The 19,074-nt window shown below is 65.5% G+C and carries 20 protein-coding genes; 6 read left to right on the top strand and 14 right to left on the bottom strand.

Features of this window, described 5'->3' with window-relative positions; translation table 11 throughout:
* Positions 1–342 precede the first annotated feature (342 nt).
* Together FBY03_RS12515 and FBY03_RS12510 are read left to right on the top strand one after the other, a co-directional pair.
* On the top strand, positions 343–1,686 hold the full coding sequence (locus FBY03_RS12515; protein WP_147172704.1) for a short-chain fatty acid transporter: 1,344 nt from the start codon (positions 343–345) through the stop codon (positions 1,684–1,686).
* Positions 1,687–1,929: 243 nt separating this feature from the next.
* Positions 1,930–2,283: a DUF1428 domain-containing protein gene (locus FBY03_RS12510; protein WP_147172703.1), complete on the top strand. Its 354-nt coding sequence runs from the start codon at positions 1,930–1,932 to the stop codon at positions 2,281–2,283.
* Between the two features lie 138 nt (positions 2,284–2,421).
* Here FBY03_RS12510 and FBY03_RS12505 read toward each other — a convergent pair whose 3' ends face one another.
* Positions 2,422–3,081, bottom strand: coding sequence for a hypothetical protein (locus tag FBY03_RS12505; protein WP_147172702.1), 660 nt, complete (start codon positions 3,079–3,081; stop codon positions 2,422–2,424).
* Between the two features lie 171 nt (positions 3,082–3,252).
* Here FBY03_RS12505 and FBY03_RS12500 point away from each other — a divergent pair, with 171 nt between their 5' ends.
* From FBY03_RS12500 to FBY03_RS12490, 3 genes are all read left to right on the top strand, one after another.
* Positions 3,253–4,164 carry a DMT family transporter gene (locus FBY03_RS12500; RefSeq protein WP_147172701.1) on the top strand — a complete coding sequence of 304 codons (912 nt, stop codon included), beginning with the start codon at positions 3,253–3,255 and terminating at the stop codon, positions 4,162–4,164.
* A gap of 124 nt (positions 4,165–4,288) precedes the next feature.
* Entirely contained in the window at positions 4,289–4,600 is a 312-nt protein-coding gene (locus FBY03_RS12495) for an I78 family peptidase inhibitor (protein WP_147172700.1), read from the top strand.
* 95 nt (positions 4,601–4,695) lie between these two features.
* Complete coding sequence (locus FBY03_RS12490) at positions 4,696–5,613, top strand: LysR substrate-binding domain-containing protein (RefSeq protein WP_147172698.1); 918 nt, start codon at positions 4,696–4,698, stop codon at positions 5,611–5,613.
* Positions 5,614–5,739: 126 nt separating this feature from the next.
* Here the strand turns inward: FBY03_RS12490 and madM are convergent, their stop codons facing one another.
* From madM to mdcA, 9 genes are all read right to left on the bottom strand, one after another.
* Positions 5,740–6,504, bottom strand: a complete 765-nt coding sequence (madM, locus tag FBY03_RS12485) for a malonate transporter subunit MadM (RefSeq protein ID WP_147172696.1) — start codon at positions 6,502–6,504, stop codon at positions 5,740–5,742.
* Positions 6,505–6,509: 5 nt separating this feature from the next.
* Positions 6,510–6,911 carry a malonate transporter subunit MadL gene (gene madL / locus FBY03_RS12480; protein ID WP_147172694.1) on the bottom strand — a complete coding sequence of 134 codons (402 nt, stop codon included), beginning with the start codon at positions 6,909–6,911 and terminating at the stop codon, positions 6,510–6,512.
* Positions 6,912–7,114: 203 nt separating this feature from the next.
* On the bottom strand, positions 7,115–8,050 hold the full coding sequence (gene mdcH / locus FBY03_RS12470; protein WP_147172690.1) for a malonate decarboxylase subunit epsilon: 936 nt from the start codon (positions 8,048–8,050) through the stop codon (positions 7,115–7,117).
* Positions 8,047–8,697: a malonate decarboxylase holo-ACP synthase gene (locus FBY03_RS12465; RefSeq protein WP_371920773.1), complete on the bottom strand. Its 651-nt coding sequence runs from the start codon at positions 8,695–8,697 to the stop codon at positions 8,047–8,049. Before FBY03_RS12465 ends, mdcH begins: the two co-directional genes overlap by 4 nt.
* Positions 8,698–8,722: 25 nt before the next feature.
* On the bottom strand, positions 8,723–9,529 hold the full coding sequence (gene mdcE, locus FBY03_RS12460; RefSeq protein ID WP_147172688.1) for a biotin-independent malonate decarboxylase subunit gamma: 807 nt from the start codon (positions 9,527–9,529) through the stop codon (positions 8,723–8,725).
* Positions 9,526–10,383, bottom strand: a complete 858-nt coding sequence (locus FBY03_RS12455; RefSeq protein ID WP_147172686.1) for a biotin-independent malonate decarboxylase subunit beta — start codon at positions 10,381–10,383, stop codon at positions 9,526–9,528. Before FBY03_RS12455 ends, mdcE begins: the two co-directional genes overlap by 4 nt.
* Complete coding sequence (locus tag FBY03_RS12450) at positions 10,376–10,675, bottom strand: malonate decarboxylase subunit delta (protein ID WP_147172684.1); 300 nt, start codon at positions 10,673–10,675, stop codon at positions 10,376–10,378. Before FBY03_RS12450 ends, FBY03_RS12455 begins: the two co-directional genes overlap by 8 nt.
* 2 nt (positions 10,676–10,677) lie before the next feature.
* Positions 10,678–11,556: a triphosphoribosyl-dephospho-CoA synthase gene (locus FBY03_RS12445; protein WP_147172682.1), complete on the bottom strand. Its 879-nt coding sequence runs from the start codon at positions 11,554–11,556 to the stop codon at positions 10,678–10,680.
* Positions 11,556–13,232 carry a malonate decarboxylase subunit alpha gene (gene mdcA, locus FBY03_RS12440; protein WP_147172681.1) on the bottom strand — a complete coding sequence of 559 codons (1,677 nt, stop codon included), beginning with the start codon at positions 13,230–13,232 and terminating at the stop codon, positions 11,556–11,558. The genes FBY03_RS12445 and mdcA overlap by 1 nt, the downstream gene beginning before the upstream one ends.
* Positions 13,233–13,470: 238 nt before the next feature.
* On the opposite strand from mdcA, the gene FBY03_RS12435 reads away from it, so the two are divergent.
* Complete coding sequence (locus FBY03_RS12435; protein WP_147172679.1) at positions 13,471–15,009, top strand: sigma-54-dependent transcriptional regulator; 1,539 nt, start codon at positions 13,471–13,473, stop codon at positions 15,007–15,009.
* A 4-nt stretch (positions 15,010–15,013) separates the two neighbouring features.
* Here the strand turns inward: FBY03_RS12435 and FBY03_RS12430 are convergent, their stop codons facing one another.
* From FBY03_RS12430 to FBY03_RS12415, 4 genes are all read right to left on the bottom strand, one after another.
* Positions 15,014–15,784 carry a crotonase/enoyl-CoA hydratase family protein gene (locus FBY03_RS12430; protein ID WP_147172677.1) on the bottom strand — a complete coding sequence of 257 codons (771 nt, stop codon included), beginning with the start codon at positions 15,782–15,784 and terminating at the stop codon, positions 15,014–15,016.
* Between the two features lie 454 nt (positions 15,785–16,238).
* Positions 16,239–17,150: an SDR family oxidoreductase gene (locus FBY03_RS12425; protein ID WP_147172675.1), complete on the bottom strand. Its 912-nt coding sequence runs from the start codon at positions 17,148–17,150 to the stop codon at positions 16,239–16,241.
* A gap of 135 nt (positions 17,151–17,285) precedes the next feature.
* Positions 17,286–18,167, bottom strand: a complete 882-nt coding sequence (locus tag FBY03_RS12420; RefSeq protein WP_147172674.1) for an alpha/beta fold hydrolase — start codon at positions 18,165–18,167, stop codon at positions 17,286–17,288.
* Positions 18,164–18,946, bottom strand: coding sequence for a class II aldolase/adducin family protein (locus tag FBY03_RS12415; RefSeq protein WP_147172672.1), 783 nt, complete (start codon positions 18,944–18,946; stop codon positions 18,164–18,166). Before FBY03_RS12415 ends, FBY03_RS12420 begins: the two co-directional genes overlap by 4 nt.
* Positions 18,947–19,074 lie beyond the last annotated feature (128 nt).

Below are 19,074 nucleotides of genomic sequence, written 5' to 3'. Positions count from 1 at the left end.
GAAGGAGAAAGATGAGGCACCTCCCCTTACCCATGGCTGAATAGCGATGGCACGGACGATTTGAGGTTAGACCTTAGTCAAATGGCCAGACGCAGACCCATCTGTTATGTACGGGCAACAAACACCAACTTATTTGCTTTGCAAATTAATATCGCAAGAAAACAAACTAAAAGTATCAACTTGCCCGCGCGACACTCCGGTGCTGTGGTTGCCCAGCATGACCCTGGCCGCTTGTACTGCGCAGCACATACCTCCTGGGAATAACTAATCGTCAGCGTTCGGATGCGCGCTGCGTCGAACGCGTCATGCCCACAAGGCCCATAACAATAACCGGAGTTATCGATGTTCAATAAAGTGATAGGCCTCAGCGTGGCCCTGGTGCAACGCTACCTCCCCTCGCCCTTCGTGTTTTCCGCCATCTTGACCCTGATTGTGCTGGTGGCGGGGATGCTCTCCACCCAACAAGCCTTGCCGGCCATGGTGCAACACTGGAGCAGCGGCTTCTGGTCACTGCTGGCCTTCGCCATGCAGATGAGCCTGATCTTCGTGACCGGCCATGCGCTGGCCAGCGCCCCCATCGTCAACCGCCAGCTGGATCGCCTGGCTGGCCTGGCGCGCACGCCGGGGCAGGCCGTGGTGTTGGTGACCCTGGTCGCACTGGTGGGCTGCTGGATCAACTGGGGTTTCGGCCTGGTGATCGGTGCGGTGTTTGCCCGCGCCCTGGCGCGCAAGGTCGCGGGGGTGGACTACCCGCTGCTGGTGGCCTCGGCGTACTCCGGTTTTCTCATCTGGCACGGCGGCCTATCGGGTTCGATTCCATTGTCGATGGCAACCGGTGGCCCCGACCTGGCGCGCATCACGGCCGGGGTCCTGACGGAGCCCGTGGGTGTCGCGCAAACCCTGCTCACGCCGCTGAATCTGGTGATCATCGGCTTGCTGGTGATCGGCTTGCCGCTGCTCAACTGGGCCATGCACCCGCGCAGCAATGCCAAGGTGGCCGATCCGGCTCGCCTGGTCGAGACCGACGCGGAGCTGCCGCAACGCACCACCCCCGCCCAACGCCTGGATGACAGCCGTATCCTCGGCCTTGCCCTGGTGGCGATCGCGGGCGTGTACCTGTTCAGCCACTTCAGCAGCAAAGGCTTTGTCCTGGGTCTGGATGTGGTCATCGCCATGTTCCTGTTCTGCGGCCTGCTGCTGCATGGCACGCCCGAGCGCTACATGCGCTCCGTGGAAACCAGCGTGCGCGGGATCGGCGGGATCGTGCTGCTGTTCCCCTTCTACGCCGGCATCATGGGCATGATGATGGGCGTCAACGCCGATGGGGTTTCGCTTGGCCGGCAGATCACCGAGCAATTCATTGCCTGGGCGTCGGCCGACACCCTGCCGGTGCTGGCTTTCCTCAGCGCCGGCGTGGTCAACGTCTTCGTGCCTTCCGGTGGCGGCCAATGGGCCGTACAAGGCCCCATCATGCTGCCCGCCGCCCAGGCGCTGGGCGTCTCGCCAGCGGTGACGGCCATGGCCATTGCCTGGGGCGATGCCTGGACCAACATGATCCAACCCTTCTGGGCGCTGCCCCTGCTCGGCATCGTCGGCCTGGGCGCGCGGGACATCATGGGCTACTGCCTGATCACCCTGCTGTATTCCGGCGTGGTGATCTCGGGCGCCTTCTACCTGCTGGCCTGACCCCGGGTCGTGTTTGCGGCCTCAGCCAAGCAAAGCCCCGGACCTGGTCCGGGGCTTTTTGTTTTGGGGGTGAGCGTCGGCGACGCGGAAACTACCACTGGTCGGCACGGACCTCGCGGGCCGGTGGGCGTGTCGATCTGCTGCCGGGTGGGTCGACTACTAGGTAGATCGGCATGGCCCCGCTGGCGCACCGATCCCGCGCACGTGACTGCGCCCTCCCCCAATCCGAGCAGGAGATCGATCATGACCTATGTTGATGGCTTCGTCGTCGCCGTCCCCACTGCCAACCGCGAACTCTACCTGCGGCATGCGCAAGCGGCCGCGGCGGTGTTCAAAGAGTACGGTGCGCTGAGCGTCGTCGAGTGCTGGGGCGATGACGTGCCCGAAGGCAAGCTGACCTCATTCCCGATGGCGGTGAAGCGCAAGGACGACGAGACGGTGGTGTTTTCCTGGGTGACCTGGCCATCCCGGCAGACGCGTGACGTGGGCATGCAGAAGGTCATGGCCGACCCTCGCCTGCAGCCGGACCGCAACCCCATGCCGTTCGATGGTCAACGCCTGATCTACGGCGGCTTCGAGGTGATACTGGACGCCTGAGTTTCCGCCGCGGCCCTGCCATTCAGCGGCCACTGACCGCCGGCTGCTGGGAGGCGACCGAGGCCGTTCACCTCGGATCGGCCGCGCACGCTGGTGGTGTGGACTGACGGCCTCAGCCGGGGTTTCGCCCAGGCCGGCTCAATCCACCGCGAAGCAGTACAGCAGCCCCGCGCCGCCGGTGCTGGCCAGGGCTTCCTGGCTGCAACCCGCCGAGGGGTGCGAGGAGTTCCACGAGCGCGATGGCGCGTCGTCGCGCAGGCCCATGCGGTCGTGGTGACCGACCTGGGCAGCGCCTTCGCCACTGCTGGTCCAGTTGCTGCAGGTAAGATCGGTTCCCGCGGCGAACGCCGTGCCATCGGCCTTCGAGCCGGTGAGGATGTCGTGCATATTCGGCGAGTCGCCACGTCCCTTGACCGGCATGCCGTTTTGGTCCAGCGCGGTGGCCTTGGTCAGTTGGTTGTCGCCGTGCAACTGCGCGACCGTCTGGGCGATGACCTCGCCCTTGGCGTTTTGCCAAGGGCCGGGGCCGATGCGGACGCCCGCGTTGACCGCCGGGGTCCCGTCGCTGGCGGTGGTGCTGAGGTAGGCACGCCAGGTGTGCTGGCCCGCGCCGACGGCAGCGGCCAGTGTCTGGCAGTGCTGGTCGGCACCGGCGAGGCCGCCCAGGTCGGCGCCCTTACCCATGCCCTGGCTGGTGACGAAGAAGGTCATATCGGCTTGCTCGGCCTGGCTGGCGAAACTGCAAACTATGGCCAACAAGGCCGCCGGCAGGGCGAGTGTGCGAGTCATGCTGTACATGTGCGTGTCTCCTGCGCCATCGGCTCCCCCAAACCGACAAGTGGTTAACAGGCTGAAGCCTAGATGAGCTCAATTGACGATGCCCACAAAGCGCGCCACCATCCGTCGCCCCATGCTGGCGGCCCATGCCCCTGATGAGGGTCCATTCTGCCCAGGAAGTACCCGCGCGTTATGCCTGCCCCCACGCCGTTCCCCCGCCCTATCGCCGTACTGATGCTGGCCGCGATCGCCTGCATCCTCGCCGGCAACCATATCGCCGCGCGTATCGCCTTCGACCAGAATGCCGGCGTGCTACTGGCGGTACTCTGCCGCTCCGGGCTGACCCTGCTGGCGCTCGCGGCCTTGCTCCTGTGGCAACGGCAACCCCTGCGGCTGGTGCCTGGGGCCTGGCCTTGGCAGTTGCTGCTGGGGTTGCTGATTACCGTACAAAGCCTCTGCCTGTATTCGGCGGTGGCGCGAATACCTGTGGCCCTGGCGTTGCTGGTGGCGAATATCTTCCCGATTCTGCTGGCCCTGCTCACCTGGGCGCTCGGCGGTTCGCCGCCGAGCAGACGCACGGCCCTGCTGATGGCCTTGATCCTCTTCGGCCTGTTGTTCGCCCTCGACGTGCCGGCTCGCCTGAGCAGCCATGACCAGGTCGGCAGCGGCTGGTTGCTCGGCATCGGTCTGGCGTTTTCGGCCGCCTGCGCCTTCGCCAGTGCGCTGTGGGTGACCGAGCACAAATTGTCTGGTCTGCGCGGTTCGCTGCGCAGCATGCTGACCATGCTGGTGGTGTTCACCGCGACATTCGCGGCAGGCAGCGTCGACGTCATACCGGGCGGCTTGCAGCCACCTGCGAACGCCTCCGGCTGGATCGCCCTGGGCGTGCTGGCCCTGCTGTATTGCACCGGTTTCTCCCTGCTGTTCATCTGCATGCCGCGCCTGGACATGGCGCGCAACACGCCGGTGATGAATATCGAGCCGGTGGCCACCCTGCTGCTCGGCTGGCTGGTCCTCGGCCAGATGCTCAACCAGACGCAGATCATTGGCGGCGCCATAGTGGTCAGCGGTATTGTGCTGCTGACGTACCGCAGACATGCTTGAACTGTTTGCGCGCCCCCTTATCCCGGGGCTGGAAACGGAACGCCCAGCCGGCACGGCAGTCCGATAGACGAGAAAAATCACTCCGCGCCTGCCAGCCCAAGCGCGCCGAACCGAGGACAATTCCATGCGTTACCCGCTCATTTCCAGCAGTGTCGCGCTGCTCGCCATCCTGGCCGGTTGCAGCTCGGTCGACAGCCCGGATACCGCCGCGGCCAAGCCCGCCAACCCGAGCGGCAAATGCAACGCCGAGGCCGTGCAAGGCTACCTCGGCCAGACCGCCACGCCCGAGCTGGTCAAGCAGATCCGCCAGCAGGCCGGGGCGCGGAGCGCTCGCGTACTATCACCCAGCGATGCCATGACCCTGGACTACAACTCACGGCGCCTGAACATCGACACCGACGAGGCCGAGGTCATCGATCGCATTACCTGTGGTTGAACGCCGCGTCATCGCCTCATGCCACTAAAGCCTGAGCGATTGTGCGGCGCCGATGCGGCACAATCGAGCTTCGTATTTTTCCGGCCAAATGCCCCATGCTGATCGACGAAGAGTTCACCCTGAAGAAGCTGGAGATCTTTCTGGCCTTTATGCGCAGCGGCAACCTGGCCCGCGCGGCGACAGAGCTGGAGACCAGCACCGTCAGCGTGCACCGTGCCATCCATTCGCTGGAAAACGCGCTGCGCTGCCCGCTGTTCAAGCACGAGGGACGTAACCTGATTCCGCAGGAAAGCGCCTATGTGTTGGAAGAGCAGGCGCAGAAGCTGGTTAAGAACGTGCTCGACAGCGTGCGCCTGACCCGTGAAGCGGCGGGTTACTCCGCCGAGCGCTTCAAGCTCGGCTCGCTCTATTCGTTGACGGTGAAGACCGTGCCGCAGTTGATCATGGGTCTCAAATTGCGGCGCAGTGAGTTGAACATCGACCTGATCCTCGGCTCCAACATCGACCTGCTGTACAAGCTGAAGAACATGGAACTGGACGCCATCCTGGTGGCGCTCAACGACAGTGTCAGCGACCCGGATTGCGAGCAGTTGCCGTTGTTCGCCGACGACATCTTCCTCGCCGTGCCGGTGGATTCGCCCTTTGCCCAACAAGCCGAGGTGGACTTGGCCGACCTGCGCGAGGCCACCTTCATTACCCTCAGCCAGGGCTTCGCCACCCACCAGGACGGTGCGCGGGTGTTCCAGCAGGCGGGCTTCGAGCCGAAAGTGGCGATGCAGGTGAACGACATCTTTACCCTGCTCAGCATGGTCAGCTCGGGCGTCGGCTACGCCCTGCTGCCGGGGCGCATCGCCGCGGTGTATGAGAACCGCGTGAAGCTGATTCCACTGCAGGCCAAATACCACCTGCAGCAGCATATCGGCGTGGTGTTTCTGAAAGCCAAGGAGCGCGACCCCAACCTGCTCGCGTTGTTGGCCGAATGCCGCATGTACAGCCTGAAGCACGAAGGGTAAATGGTCGGCGCCGAACCGAGGCTGGGTTAGGCGTACGCAAGCGCTCGATCCAGCCCTCGGTTTAAGCGCGCCCTAACCCAGCATGATCCTCACCCGCAAGGCAAAAGCTGCGCGGCTAACCGGTAGTCAACCCATCAAGCCACGCATGATGAAGAACAGCAGCGACGGCCCGAGCAGACAGCCCAGCGCGGTGTAGAACGCCGCGGTCAGGCAACCGTAGGGGACCAGTTTCGGATCGGTCGCCGCCAGGCCGCCAGCGACGCCGCTGGAGGTGCCGATCAGGCCGCCGAAGATCACCGCACTGCGCGGATTGTTCAAGCCGATATAGGGCGCAACGAAGGGCGTCGCGATCATCACCAGGATGGCCTTGACCAGGCCGGCGGCAATCGACAACGCCATCACTTCCGAACTGGCGCCAATCGCCGCACCGGTCACCGGGCCGACGATATAGGTCACCGCGCCGGTGCCTATGGTGGTCAGGCTGACCGCGTCGGTGTAACCGAAGGCCATGGCCACGCCGACCCCGGCAACAAATGAGGTGCCCACACCGACGAAAAGCGCCAGCACCCCGGCAAAGCCTGCGCGTTTCAGCTCGTCGACGCTCACGCCAAACCCGGTGGCGACAATGGCGAAGTCGCGCAGCATGGAGCCACCGAGCAGACCGATACCGGCAAACAGCGGGATATCCACCAGGCCCTTAGTCCCGCCGGTGTAGGCGCCGCCGATATAGGACAGCAGCAGTCCGAGCAGGATGGCAATCGCCGAACCGTGCAGACGGCCTTTGGTGAAGGTATCGGAGATCCAGTAGGACACCCACATGGTCAGGCCGACGATGGCGAAGCCGCTGATCAGGCTGTAGCTGGTGAAGACTTTCATCAAGGATTCGTACATGGCGATCACCGTGGCAGTTTGGTCAGGGGAGTAGTGTCGAGCGCTTCAGGCTTTTTTTGCCCGAGACGACTCAGCACCGGCACCAGGGCAAAGGCCACGACCACCGCCAGGGTGCCCGCGATAATCGCCATAGGCCCGCCACTGAGGGCGCCGTAGACGTTCTGCTGGGCGGCCATGGCGACCACGATGGGGATGTAGATGGCACTCCAGAACGCCACGCCCTTCTCGGACGTAGCGTCGAGCACCCCGCGCTTGTGCAGATAACTGCCCAAGAAGATCAACAGCATCATGGCGATACCGACACCGCCGACGTTGGCGGGTACGCCGATGAGTTTGCCCAGCAGTTCACCGATAAAGATGCCTGCCAGGGTGCAGAACGCCAGAAAGGCTACACCGTAGATAATCATTGCTTTGTCCTCTTGGGTGAGCGTGCTCCAAAAGCTGCTGCGCTTGGCCATACTGCGTTGAAAACCGCCTCAAAATGCTCATTTACCTGAGTAAACTCCGCTTTCTCGGCCCTTTTCGCCTTGTCTGCCCGGCGCTCACGACGCTTTTGAATGCACTCTCCAGATCGAAGTTGTTGTTTTTGTCCTTCGCGAAGCGGCACGGCTTATCGGCTGCGACTCACCTCCTGGCGCAACATGGCGTCCAGTGTATCCAGGCGCGAGCCTTGAAAGGCGATGACCATTCCCGGTTCGAACTGCCGCCGCGCCAGCCCGCTCAACAAGGTGCCCGGGGGCAATTCGAGGTGCAGGCGCACGCCGCGCTCGTAGGCGGTACGCAGGGTGGCCAGCCAGTCGACGACGCGACACATGTTGCAGGCCAGATCGTCGCGCAACTTGCCCGTATCGCTAATCAGCCGCGCCGAACTGCTGCTGAGATAACGCACGTTCGGCGGTTGCAGGCTGACCCGGGCGAAGGCCTCGGCCAGACGCGCGGCCGGCGCGTCCAGCAGCGGACAATGCGAGGGGACGCTGATCGCCAGTGGTCGCGCCGCGCCCGCGCCCATTGCCCGCGCCCGCTCGGCCACCTGGACCATGGCGGCATGGCTGCCGGCGATCACCAGTTGATTGTCGGCGTTGATATTGGCCAAGTAGACCGGCGTCTGTGCACTGTTCACCTGTTCGAGCAGGCGTTCGATACGGCTCAGGTCGAGACCGAGAATCGCGGTCATGCCATAACCGCTGGGGTAGGCGCGTTGCATCAACTCACCGCGCAAAGCGACCAGGCGCAGGGCATCGGCAAAATCCAGGGCTTCGGCGATCACCGCCGCCGCATAGGCGCCGATGGACAGGCCGGCGACGTAATCCGGGCGATGGCCACGCTGAAGCAACAGACGGGCGCAGGCAACCCCGGCGATCAGCAGGCACAGCTGCACCGCACGGGTATCGCGCAGGGCTGCGGCCGAATCCAGCGCCAGCACCGGTTCGCCCAGTACCGCGCCGGCTTCATCCAGGCAGGCACGCACCACCGGAGCATCCGGCAGGCCATGCAGCATACCGGGCTGCTGCGCGCCCTGGCCGGGGAATGCCCAGAGCGTGCTCATGCCACCGACCGCTCGACAGCCGCCCAAGGGTCGCCGACCAGCAGCGGCCCGCCACCGGTCTTGAGCAACACCCGTGACTCACCCCTCGCCCACTCACGCAAGGCCAGGGCCCCGACGGGCGTTTGCAGTTGCATATCGACCCGCCCCGGCGCGCCATCGAGCTGCTCGCACAAGGTCTGGGCCCAGGCCCGCGACACCGGCTGCGGGGTGCGCAACAACAGATCCAGATCGCTGGCCGGATGCACCGCCGGCAAACCGCTGGCCAGCTCGAAGCCCAGGCTGCCGGTCACGCCCCAGGCCAGGCCGCACTCAGCCAGACGCGGCGCGACCTGCGCCAGGGCGCGCAAGGCTGGCCACTGCGGCTGGGCATGGGCGCGCCAACGGCCGACACGGACAATGGCCTCGGGGCTGACCCGACGACGGATATCGGCCAGGCGCATCCAGGTGGCGAAGCGCTGTTCACGGGCCTGACCGCGGATGCCCACCGCAACCCAGCCCGGCTCGGCCGGGGCGCGACGTACCACCACCGGCGCATAACCTGCCAACGCGGCGCGCGCCCAGGCCGGCGCAGCCTGCTCTAGGTGCTGCGCATGCAAGCCCCAGAGCAGGTCGTGGGGGCGCGGCAGACTCACTGTATTGGTCGTCATGGCTAGCTCCGGGCGCTGTCTGCGCTTACCACTGGGCGCGCAGCAACTCGCGCACCCGCGAGGACGCGCCGCGATTGGCGGCGCCCAGACGGCCGCGCAGGTCCTTGGCTCCGCTGGCGATATCCGCCAGGGCCTGGCCCAGGCAATCCTCCACCCGGGCGATATCCTCAGCGCTCGGTTGAGCGACCTCAACCACGTCCAGGGTGTCCCAGAGCAGGCCGAGCGAGGCGTAGCTGTCCAGGTCATAGGCCATGGGCGGCACGCTGGCGGCCAGGGTTTCCAGTTCCTCGACGCTGCGCAGGGTGATGCGCGCGGCGGCGGCCTTGCCCATGGCATGCACCATCACGCCGGGGTCGCGCAGGGCAATCAGACGCTGCGCCTGGTAGCCATGGGCGAGAAAGGCCCCGGACATGGCCTTGCCGACCAGCAGGCCGATCACCGCATGCCCGGCCAGGCGGGCGCGGGCGTAGCTGTCCACCGCGCCAGCCAGGGCCTGGTGGATACCATAGGCCTCCTCGCGGCGGCCATAGGCCTGGCTCGGCACGTCGACGATGGCGACCAAGGCGCGCTTGTGCGGACGGTCGGCATCGGCCTCGATCACCTCATCCACCGCCTTGGCCAGGCCCCAGCCTTCGAGCAGGCCGACCTCGCCGTTGCGGACACGGGGGAAGGGATTGTTTTCGTCGACCACCACCGAGAGGTAGCGCAGCGGCTGGCCGGCCAGCTCGGTGTCGGCCACCAGCAGCGAAGCCGGCAGCCCGCCGATGGGGCTAGCCGCGCCAGCCAGGGCGTTAAACCAGCTGCGGCCACGTTGTTCGCGAGCAGTGCTCATGGCTGTTCTCCTTGATAGACGCGGCGCACGGCAGCGGCATCGGCTTGGATGGAGGTATCGACCTCCTGCAGGCGTTCGAGGAACCAGGCATGCCGACGGCTGCGCTGCAACGCCGGCTTACCCTGACGGAACAAGGCGATCAGTTGCTGGCGAATCGGCTCGACATCGTCGGCCACATAAGCATCCACCAGGCCGCTGGCGTGGCGCTGCTCGCCGCCGGTCAGGCTCCAGATGAAGGGCCGGTCGCGCGAGTCGTACTCGTCGAGGCCGGCTTCCTGCTCGATCACCTGCGGGCCGTTCAGGCCCAGGCGCGCCTCGCGGGTCACCAGCAGGTAGCTGCACAACCCGGCGGCGATGGACATGCCGCCGAAGCAACCGACCGGCCCGGCGATCAGGGCGATCACCGGCTGGTACTGGCGCAACTCGACGATGGCCGCCTGGATTTCGGCGATGGCAGCCAGGCCGAGGTTGGCCTCCTGCAAACGTACCCCGCCGGTTTCCAGCAGCAGCACGGCGCGGGTCGGCGTACCGTTGCGGTTGTCCTCGACGGCCAGTTCCAGCGCGCCGGCGATTTTTGCCCCGCCCACTTCGCCGAGGCTGCCGCCCTGAAACGCCCCTTCGATAGCGACTATCAGCGTCGGTTGAGCGTCGATCAGGCCCTTGCCGACCACCACGCCGTCATCGGCCTGGGGCACGATGCCCTGCTTGGGCAACCAGGGCGAAACCACCTGGGCAAAAGGATCGAGCAGCTCGCGAAAGCTACCGGCGTCGAGCAAGGCGCGGGCACGCTGACGGGCACCGAGCTCGGTGAAGCTGCGCTGCTGCAGCAGGCGTTGGATATTGGCGTCATGCATGGGCTAACTCCTCCAGGCCTTGCTCCAGGCGCAAACGCACCACACCAGGGGTCGCGCCGAAATCGTGGATCGAGATGCTCAGCGCCGGCAGGCGCTGCTCACGGAACATGCGCTCGAACAGCTGCTGCCAGCGCGGCGCGCTGCCGTTGACCGAGGTCACCACCTGGATCGTCAGGCTGCCGGCCGTGCCGGGTTCGAGCAGCACTTCCAGGTCGCCGGAACCGACACAACCAACCTGTGCGCGGCGCTGCGCCGGTTGTCCGGCGGGAAATTCAAAAGACAGGGTTTCCATACTTAGACACTCCCAATCTGCGCCGGCAGCGCAGGCTGCAGGCGGTCGAGGAATAAAGACGCGGCGAGCAAATCGGCTGCACCGCCGGGTGAGGCACGTAGCCTCAACATGTCGTAATCGAGTTCTCGCAGGCGCCGGCGTCCATCCAGGCTGGCGCAACCGCCGGCCTTGAGCACCGCGCGGGCGCCGCCCTGCATGCTGCTCAGACCGGCCAGACCGGCGCGATAGAGCACGCAGGTGTCAGCCAGACTGGCCATGATCGCCAGCAAGGCATCCAGTCGGGCATTCTGCTCGCCGGCGGCGGCCTCGCGGCTGCGCTGCAGTTGCGGCAGGGCCTGCTGGATCACTGTGGGAAAACCCAGTTGCGCCTCTTCGCGAGCTCCGCGCACGCCGTACAGGCGGCAGACCTGGGCGCCATGACTGTCGCCATTGATCGGCGCGGCACGGTCGTTGAGCATGGCGATACGCGCGGCGCGCAAGGCGACGGCCGCCGGTTTACCCGCTTGGGTATCCAATGCAACGGCGGCGGTGAGCAGACCCAGGGCCCAGATCGCGCCCCGATGGGTATTCACCCCGCCGGTGATGCGCAGCATCTCCCCTTCGCCGTCACGGCCGATGCGGCCGAGCGCTTCGCGCAGGGACTGGCTGACCTCGCCGTGCGCCTGCGCCGCCTCGACCATTTCCTTGAACATCGGCCACAGCGACAGCGCCGAGGCGTGCATCAGACCCAGGTGCAGGTCGGTATGCGCGCCACTGCCACGGCGGTCAACCAGGCCCGGTTTGGGCGACAGGTCGGCCTCGTCGATCAGCGCCTCCACCGCCAGGTCCGCCAGACTCTCGCTCAGGGACAGCTGCGGTTGTCGTGCATTGACTGCGCTCATCACCAGCTCCTGAATTTGGCGGGCGGGTTGTACAGGCCGCCGGACCAGTCGACCAGTTCGGCGATGCTCTTGGCGGCGAGCAGTTCACGGCTGGCATCGGCGCGGCGGATGCCGAGGTCTTCCGGCAGGGCGATCAGGCCTTCGCGGCGCATGCGCGCGGTGTCTTGCGGGTCGTGGCGCAGGCCGATGGCGGTCACTCCGGCGACCGCGGCGATCATCGCCCGGCGCTCCTCCAGGGAGCGCGCCTTGTACAGGTAGGCGATGCCCTCTTCGGTAAGCAGGTGGGTGACGTCGTCGCCGTAGATCATGATCGGCGCCAACGGCATGCCGCTCTTCCTCGCCACCTCGAGCGCATCCAGGTTGTCGACGAAGGTCGGCTTACCGCCTTCCTGGAAGGTCTCGACCATCTGCACCACCAGTTTCTTGCCGCGTTCGAGCAGGGTCACCGGCCCGGCACCGTCGGCAGAACACATGTCCAACCAGGCCGGCGTGGCGTGCCGGCGGCCGCGCGGATCGTGGCCCATGTTCGGCGCGCCGCCGAAACCGGCCAGACGGCCACGGGTGACGGTCGATGAATGACCGTCGCCATCCACCTGCAGGGTGGCGCCGATAAACAGGTCGACTGCGTACTGCCCGGCCAGTTGGCACATCATGCGGTTGGAGCGCAGCGAGCCGTCGCGACCGGTGAAGAACACGTCCGGGCGCATGGCGATGTAATTTTCCATGCCCAGCTCGGTACCAAAGCAGTGCACGCTCTCGACCCAGCCGGTCTCGATCGCCGGGATCAGGGTCGGGTGCGGGTTGAGTGTCCAGTTGCGGCAGATTTTGCCCTTGAGGCCGAGGGACTCGCCGTAGGTCGGCAGGATCAGTTCGATGGCCGCAGTGTTGAAGCCAATGCCATGGTTGAGCGACTGCACCTTGTGCTTTTCGTAGATGCCGCGGATCGCCATCATCGCCATCAGCACATGCACCGGCTTGATGTGGCGCGGGTCGCGGGTGAACAGCGGCTCGATGTAGAACGGTTTATCCGCCACCACCACGAAATCCACCCAGGAGCCGGGAATGTCCACCCGCGGCAGCTCGCTGACATCGTCGACCAGTTCGTTGACCTGGACGATAACGATGCCGTCGCTGAAGGCGGTCGGCTCGACCAAGGCGGGGGTGTCCTCGGTGCTCGGCCCGGTGTAGATATTGCCGGCACGGTCGGCCTTGAAGCCGGCGACCAGGGCGACATTGGGGATCAGGTCGACCAGCAGGCGCGAATACAGCTCGATGTAGGTGTGGATGGCGCCGACTTCGAGCAGGCCGTCTTCCAGCAACTGGCCGATGCGCAGGCTCTGCGGGCCGGCGAAGGAGAAGTCGAGTTTGCGCGCGATACCGCGTTCGAACAGATCCAGGTGTTCGGCGCGACTGACGCTGGGCATGATCATGTGCAAGTCGTGCAAACGGCCGGGGTCGACCTGGGCCAGCGAGCGGGAGAGAAAATCCGCCTGTTTCTGGTTGTTGCCTTCGAGCACCACCCGATCGCCGGGGGCGATCAAGGCTTCGAGCGCCGCGACTATCTTGTCGCTGGGCAGGACCACACCATCGGCGAGGCTGCGCACCTGATCGAGGCGTCGGGCTTTTTCAGCGCGACGACGCGACCATTGCGGCGGTGGGGATATTGTAGTTGTCATGCTGACTCCACGAGTTCCGCTGTCGTGGCAGCACCTTAGGAGCTCAACCGCTGGGCCATCAATCAAGCAGGCAGAGGTTTCATTACGCTCAGGTTAATGATTGCTCTAGCACCGCCCTTCGCCGCTGGAGCCACGCCGACAAATACCCGGCGAGCGTGTCGGCAACGCCCCCAGGTTAACTAAGCCACGCAGACCGGGCATACTGCAGCCCCTCAGCTAACCACCGCCAGTTGCCCGCATGCGCATCCATGTCACCTTTATCGACCGCGTTGGTATCACCCAGGAAGTGCTGGCCCTGCTCGGCGGGCGCAATCTCAACCTGGATGCGGTGGAAATGCTGCCGCCGAACGTCTACATCGACGCGCCGACCCTGAGCACTGCGGTGCTCGACGAGCTGCGCGAGGCGCTGTTCAAGGTGCGCGGCGTGCAAGCGGTGACCATCGTCGACATCCTCCCCGGCCAGCGCCGCCGCTTGCAGCTCGATGCCCTGCTGGCGGCGATGGCCGACCCGGTGCTGGCGGTGGATGCTGCCGGTCGCGTACTGCTGGCCAATCCGGCGCTGGTGGCGTTGTGTGAGCAGGAACCGGACGGCCAGCCGCTCGGCGAGTTATTCGCCAACCCGGAGCTGCACAACGCCCTGCTGGAACAGCATTTCCGCCTGCCGTTGCGCGAAGTCACCCTCAACGGCCAAGCTTTGCTGCTGGAGGCCACACCGATCAGTGAAACCGTCGACAGCGGCCAGCGCCGGCTCGCCGGTGCCTTGCTGACCCTGTATGAGCCGAGCCGCATCGGCGCACGGCTGGCGGCCCTGCACCACGACCATGCCGAAGGCTTCGATTCGCTGCTCGGGGACTCGGCTCCGATCCGCACCCTCAAGGCCCGCGCCCTGCGCGTCGCCTCCCTCGATGCGCCGCTGTTGATCCGCGGCGAGACCGGCACCGGCAAGGAGCTGGTGGCGCGTGGCTGCCACGCGATCAGCGCCCGCAGCAACGCCTCGTTTCTGGCGCTGAACTGCGCGGCGCTGCCGGAGAACCTCGCCGAAAGCGAACTGTTCGGCTATGCCCCTGGGGCCTTTACCGGCGCCCAACGTGGCGGCAAGCCGGGGCTGCTGGAACTGGCCAACCATGGCACGGTGTTTCTCGATGAAATCGGCGAGATGTCGCCGTATCTGCAGGCCAAGCTGCTGCGTTTTCTCAACGACGGCAGCTTCCGCCGGGTCGGCGGTGAGCGTGAGGTGAAAGTCGATGTGCGCATTCTCAGCGCGACCCACCGTGACCTGGAGCAGATGGTCGGCACCGGCGCGTTTCGCGAAGACCTGTTCTACCGCCTCAATGTGCTCAACCTGGAAGTGCCGCCGCTGCGCGAACGCGGCCAGGACATCCTGCTGCTGGCCCGCCACTTCATGCAGCATGCCTGCAAGCAGATTCAACGCCTGCCCTGCCGCCTGACCCCGGACACCTACCCGGCGCTGCTCGGCAACCGCTGGCCGGGCAACGTGCGCCAACTGCAAAACGTGATATTCCGCGCCGCGGCGATCTGCGAGAGCAATCTGGTGCAGATCGACGATCTGGATATTGCCGGCACGGCCATGGCGCCCACCCAGCTCGACAGCGACATCGGCAGCCTGGAAACGGCCGTGGCCGACTTCGAGAAGGCCCTGCTGGAGAAGCTCTACCCCAGCCACCCGTCCAGCCGGCAACTGGCCGCGCGGCTGCATGCCTCGCACAGCGCGATCGCCATGCGCCTGCGCAAATACGGTATCCCCCGAAAAATCTGAGGCGTTACTGGAACTTGCCGTGGCGACCCGCGCCGGCCTTGAAGCGCTGCGCGCCGGAGCGGGTTTCGCCACTCTCGATCACCGCCAGGCCGCCGCGAAACTCATGGGCGATAGCCTCGGCAAACGGCAACTGCCACTGCGCATAGGCGCTGGCCCGATCGGCCAGCATGCAGCGTTGCGGAAAGCCGGCGATCTCCAGGGCCAATTGCTGCGCGGCGACCAACGCCGAACCGGCCGGCACCACTCGACTGACCAGGCCCATGGCCAGCGCTTCGCCGGCCAACACCGGGCGACCGGTGAGAATCAGGTCCAGCGCCCGGCCCTGGCCGATGATCCGCGGCAAGCGCACCGTGCCACCGTCGATCAGCGGCACGCCGAAGCGCCGGCAAAACACCCCGAGCACCGCGTCATCGGCCATCACCCGCAGATCGGCGAGCAACGCCAGCTCCAGACCGCCGGCCACCGCATGGCCTTCGATGGCGGCGATCAGTGGCTTGCTCAGTTGCATGCGGCTCGGCCCCATCGGGCCGTCACCGTCGAGTTCCAGGCGATTGCCCCGCTCGCCCCCCTCGGCCACCGCGCCGAGGTCGGCACCGGCGCAAAAAGTACCGTCGGCGCCGGTGAGCACCGCCACCAACGCCTGTTCGTCCGCCTCGAACGCGCGCAACGCAGCGGCCAGGGCCTCGGCGGTCGGCCGATCCACGGCATTGCGCAGCTGTGGCCGGTCGATGGTCAGGGTGGTGATCGGACCGTTTTTCTCGACAAGAACACTCATGACGCACGCTCCCTTAACAGACGACGAGGCTACTGATGCGCGACCGAAGCCCGGATTTCATCCTGGCAACGACACTGAGACAACAACTTTTCGCGGCCCAGGCCGCTCCTACAAAAGCCCCGCTCAAGACCGGAGTCCGGATGCAATCCGGAAGCGGGGTGGCCAGGTCGCCAGCAGATGCTCTGCGGAAGTCATCCTGGCTACGGCGCTGAGATGACAAATTTTCGCGGCCAAGGCCGCTCCCACAAAAGCCCCGCTCAAGGCCGGAGTCTGGATGCAATCCGGAAGCGGAGTGGTCCGGCCGCCGGCAGATGCTCCCGGATTGCATCCGGGCTACGGATTCGTTTAGCACGGCCCTGAAACGCCAAAGGCCGGCATTGAGCCGGCCTTTACCTTAATTGCCTGTGGCCAGGAAATCAGCTCGCTGGCCGATTTCCCCGCCCGTCTGGCGTGTTCAGAGGGCGTATTTCTGCAGGTGCTCCATCATTTCCTTGAGCGCCTCGATATTGTCGGCCGGATGCGCCGCGCCGTCGAAGTCGCAGATCTGCTGCCAGCTGGCCGCCACGTCTTCCGGGCTGAAGCCGGCACGCGGGTCGAAACCGACGCCCAGGCTGCGCTCCCAACGGGTCTTGCCGATCCAGCCGCCGCCGACTTCGAACAACCCGGAGGTTTCCTCACAGGCTTGACTGGCCAGATAGACCACCAGCGGGCTGATCAGCTCGGGCTTGAGTTGCTCGAACACCTGCGGCGGGATCAGCCCCTCGGTCATCCGCGTGCCGCCAGTGGGGGCGATGGCATTGACCAGGATGTTGTTCTTGCGTCCTTCGATGGCCAGGGTGCGGGTCAGGCCATACAGGCCGAGCTTGGCCATGCCGTAGTTGGATTGACCGAAGTTGCCGTAGATGCCCGAGGTCGACGCGGTGAAGATCACCCGGCCATACCCCTGCTCACGCATGTGCGGCCAGGCGGCGCGGGTGACCTTGTAGGCACCCTCGACGTGGACCTTGTAGACCAGGTCCCAGTCGGCGTCTTCCATCTTGTGGAAGGTCTTGTCGCGCAGGATGCCGGCGTTATTCACCACCACGTCGATGCGACCGAAGGCATCCAGGGCGTGCTGGACGATCTTCTCGCCGTCGGTCACCGAATCATGGTTGGCCACCGCGGTGCCGCCAGCGGCGCGGATTTCTTCGACCACCTTGTCCGCCGCCGAGCTATTGGCGCCTTCGCCATGGGTGCTGCCGCCGAGGTCGTTGACCACCACCTTGGCACCGTGTTTGGCGAACAGCAGCGCGTGGGTGCGCCCCAAGCCGCCACCGGCCCCCGTAACGATCACGACCTGGTCTTGAAAACGGATGGCTTCACTCATGCAATCGACTCCTCGGCAGATGGACAATGCCTCGAGTGTCCTGCAGACCAGCGCCTGTCACAATCAACACGCCCGCCGCTGAATGGTGCTCGATAAGACAGCACAATGACGATGCGCAGCCATCATCGACGCTGCTTATAAGACTTGGCGAAACGCCAGGTAATGCTCCAACACCCGCTCGGGCGCCTCGGTTTGCGGGTAGTGGCCGATGCCGTCCAACAGCACGCTGTCCGGCTCGGGGATCAGCTCACGGTAACGCGCCAGCATATGCGCACCGGAGATCGGGTCGAACGCGCCATCGATCAGCCGCAGCGGCACTCCGCCCTGCTGCATCGCCGCCAACCAACGTTCACGCTGCACGCGGCGCTCCGGCATATAGCGGATCAGCAAGTGCATGACCCCGGGCCCATCGTTGTGCGCGATCAGGCTCCAGAAATCGTCCAGCTCCGCGACACTGGGCTGGGTCTGCGGACCGAATACCTTGGCGAAGTTGGCCGCCAGCTGCTTGCGCCCGAACAGCTTGCCGATCAGCCATCCGACGGGGCTGAGTAAGAGCTTCTGCACCAGCACCGGGTGATGGGTTTCCGGGAACAGGCCGCCATTGAGAAATACGCAACTGGCGAGCCGCACCCTGCCCTCATGGTGCCGCGCCAGCAGTTCCTGGGCGACGCTGTCGCCGTAATCGTGGGCCAGCAAATGCACCGGTCCCTCGATGCCCAAGTGCTGCAGCAGCGCCTGCTGCAGATCGGCCTGCTCCAGCAGGCTGTAGGCGTGCCCGCGTGGCTTGGCCGAGTCGCCGAAACCGAGCATGTCGCAGGCGATCAGCCGGTAGCGGGCGGCCAGAGGGGCCCACAGACGATGCCAATCCCAACTGGCCGTGGGGAAGCCGTGGATCAACAGCAACGGCTCGGCATCTGCCGCGCCGGCTGTCCAATAGCGCATGGCATGGCCGCGAAACACGAAGGGCAGGCCTTCGCCGCGCCAATCCGCCAGGGCAATGCCGGGCAGCGCAGTCATTCGGCATAGCCCGGCAGCTGCTGGTCGAGCTTGCGCAGCAGGGCCGGCCAGGGCAGCGCGCCGCCCATGCCCTGCGGGCTCTTCATCACCCCGGCGAGCATCGCCTTGGCGCCATCGAGAATCTGCTGGGGGATGTGGATCAACTCGGCGCCTCCACTCTGCGCCATCACCTGGATTTCGCAGGCGCGCTGCAGGGTGAACATCATCAGGAAGGCATCGGCGATGCTGCCGGCCGCGGTCAACAGGCCGTGGTTGGGCAGAATCATGAAGTTCTTGTCGCCCAGGTCCTGCTGCAAGCGGGCCTTCTCGTCATGGTTCAGCGCCACGCCCTCGTAGCCGTGATAGGCCAGGCTGGCGAGGACGAACAACGACTGCTGCGACAGTGGCAGCAGGCCCTGCTTCTGCGCGGAGACGGCGATACCAGCGGCGGTGTGAATATGCAGCACGCAGGCGACATCGTGGCGCACCTCGTGCACCGCGCTGTGGATGGTGTAGCCGGCCGGGTTGATCTCGAAGGGGCTGTCCATCAGCTTGTTGCCGGCCAGGTCGATTTTCACCAGGCTGGAGGCGGTGATCTCATGGAACATCAGGCCGAAGGGGTTGATCAGGAATTCTTCGCTGCCCGGCACCTTGGCCGAGATGTGGGTGAAGATCAGGTCATCCCAACCGTACAGCGCGATCAGCCGGTAACAGGCGGCCAGGTCGACGCGGGTCTGCCATTCGGCGGCGGACACCTGCTCCTTGAGGGTGACGGTGGGCAGAACATGGGCGGCGGTCATGGCGTACACCTCGGCAGTGAGTCTGAGTAACGTGGCTAGGGTCTGTTGCCGTTTCATTCGCGGCCGCGCCGTAGCTTGTTTTTGCGCGAGGCAAGGCACGAGGAGCGCGGTTTGGTTGTTCCAAATGA

This window comes from Pseudomonas sp. SJZ079, from assembly GCF_007993865.1.
GTDB lineage: Bacteria > Pseudomonadota > Gammaproteobacteria > Pseudomonadales > Pseudomonadaceae > Aquipseudomonas.
This window is presented reverse-complemented; position numbering and strand designations above follow the sequence as displayed.

Bases quoted from the DNA above. Each gene is read 5' to 3' on its own strand.
- madM (WP_147172696.1), bottom strand. From the start codon at position 6,504: ATGTACGAATCCTTGATGAAAGTCTTCACCAGCTACAGCCTGATCAGC.
- FBY03_RS12445 (WP_147172682.1), bottom strand. From the start codon at position 11,556: ATGAGCGCAGTCAATGCACGACAACCGCAGCTGTCCCTGAGCGAGAGT.
- FBY03_RS12435 (WP_147172679.1), top strand. From the start codon at position 13,471: ATGCGCATCCATGTCACCTTTATCGACCGCGTTGGTATCACCCAGGAA.
- FBY03_RS12515 (WP_147172704.1), top strand. From the start codon at position 343: ATGTTCAATAAAGTGATAGGCCTCAGCGTGGCCCTGGTGCAACGCTAC.
- mdcE (WP_147172688.1), bottom strand. From the start codon at position 9,529: ATGAGCACTGCTCGCGAACAACGTGGCCGCAGCTGGTTTAACGCCCTG.
- mdcH (WP_147172690.1), bottom strand. From the start codon at position 8,050: ATGAGCACGCTCTGGGCATTCCCCGGCCAGGGCGCGCAGCAGCCCGGT.
- FBY03_RS12450 (WP_147172684.1), bottom strand. From the start codon at position 10,675: ATGGAAACCCTGTCTTTTGAATTTCCCGCCGGACAACCGGCGCAGCGC.
- FBY03_RS12465 (WP_371920773.1), bottom strand. From the start codon at position 8,697: ATGACGACCAATACAGTGAGTCTGCCGCGCCCCCACGACCTGCTCTGG.
- FBY03_RS12425 (WP_147172675.1), bottom strand. From the start codon at position 17,150: ATGAGTGAAGCCATCCGTTTTCAAGACCAGGTCGTGATCGTTACGGGG.
- FBY03_RS12455 (WP_147172686.1), bottom strand. From the start codon at position 10,383: ATGCATGACGCCAATATCCAACGCCTGCTGCAGCAGCGCAGCTTCACC.
- FBY03_RS12495 (WP_147172700.1), top strand. From the start codon at position 4,289: ATGCGTTACCCGCTCATTTCCAGCAGTGTCGCGCTGCTCGCCATCCTG.
- FBY03_RS12510 (WP_147172703.1), top strand. From the start codon at position 1,930: ATGACCTATGTTGATGGCTTCGTCGTCGCCGTCCCCACTGCCAACCGC.
- mdcA (WP_147172681.1), bottom strand. From the start codon at position 13,232: ATGACAACTACAATATCCCCACCGCCGCAATGGTCGCGTCGTCGCGCT.
- FBY03_RS12500 (WP_147172701.1), top strand. From the start codon at position 3,253: ATGCCTGCCCCCACGCCGTTCCCCCGCCCTATCGCCGTACTGATGCTG.
- FBY03_RS12415 (WP_147172672.1), bottom strand. From the start codon at position 18,946: ATGACCGCCGCCCATGTTCTGCCCACCGTCACCCTCAAGGAGCAGGTG.
- madL (WP_147172694.1), bottom strand. From the start codon at position 6,911: ATGATTATCTACGGTGTAGCCTTTCTGGCGTTCTGCACCCTGGCAGGC.
- FBY03_RS12420 (WP_147172674.1), bottom strand. From the start codon at position 18,167: ATGACTGCGCTGCCCGGCATTGCCCTGGCGGATTGGCGCGGCGAAGGC.
- FBY03_RS12430 (WP_147172677.1), bottom strand. From the start codon at position 15,784: ATGAGTGTTCTTGTCGAGAAAAACGGTCCGATCACCACCCTGACCATC.
- FBY03_RS12505 (WP_147172702.1), bottom strand. From the start codon at position 3,081: ATGTACAGCATGACTCGCACACTCGCCCTGCCGGCGGCCTTGTTGGCC.
- FBY03_RS12490 (WP_147172698.1), top strand. From the start codon at position 4,696: ATGCTGATCGACGAAGAGTTCACCCTGAAGAAGCTGGAGATCTTTCTG.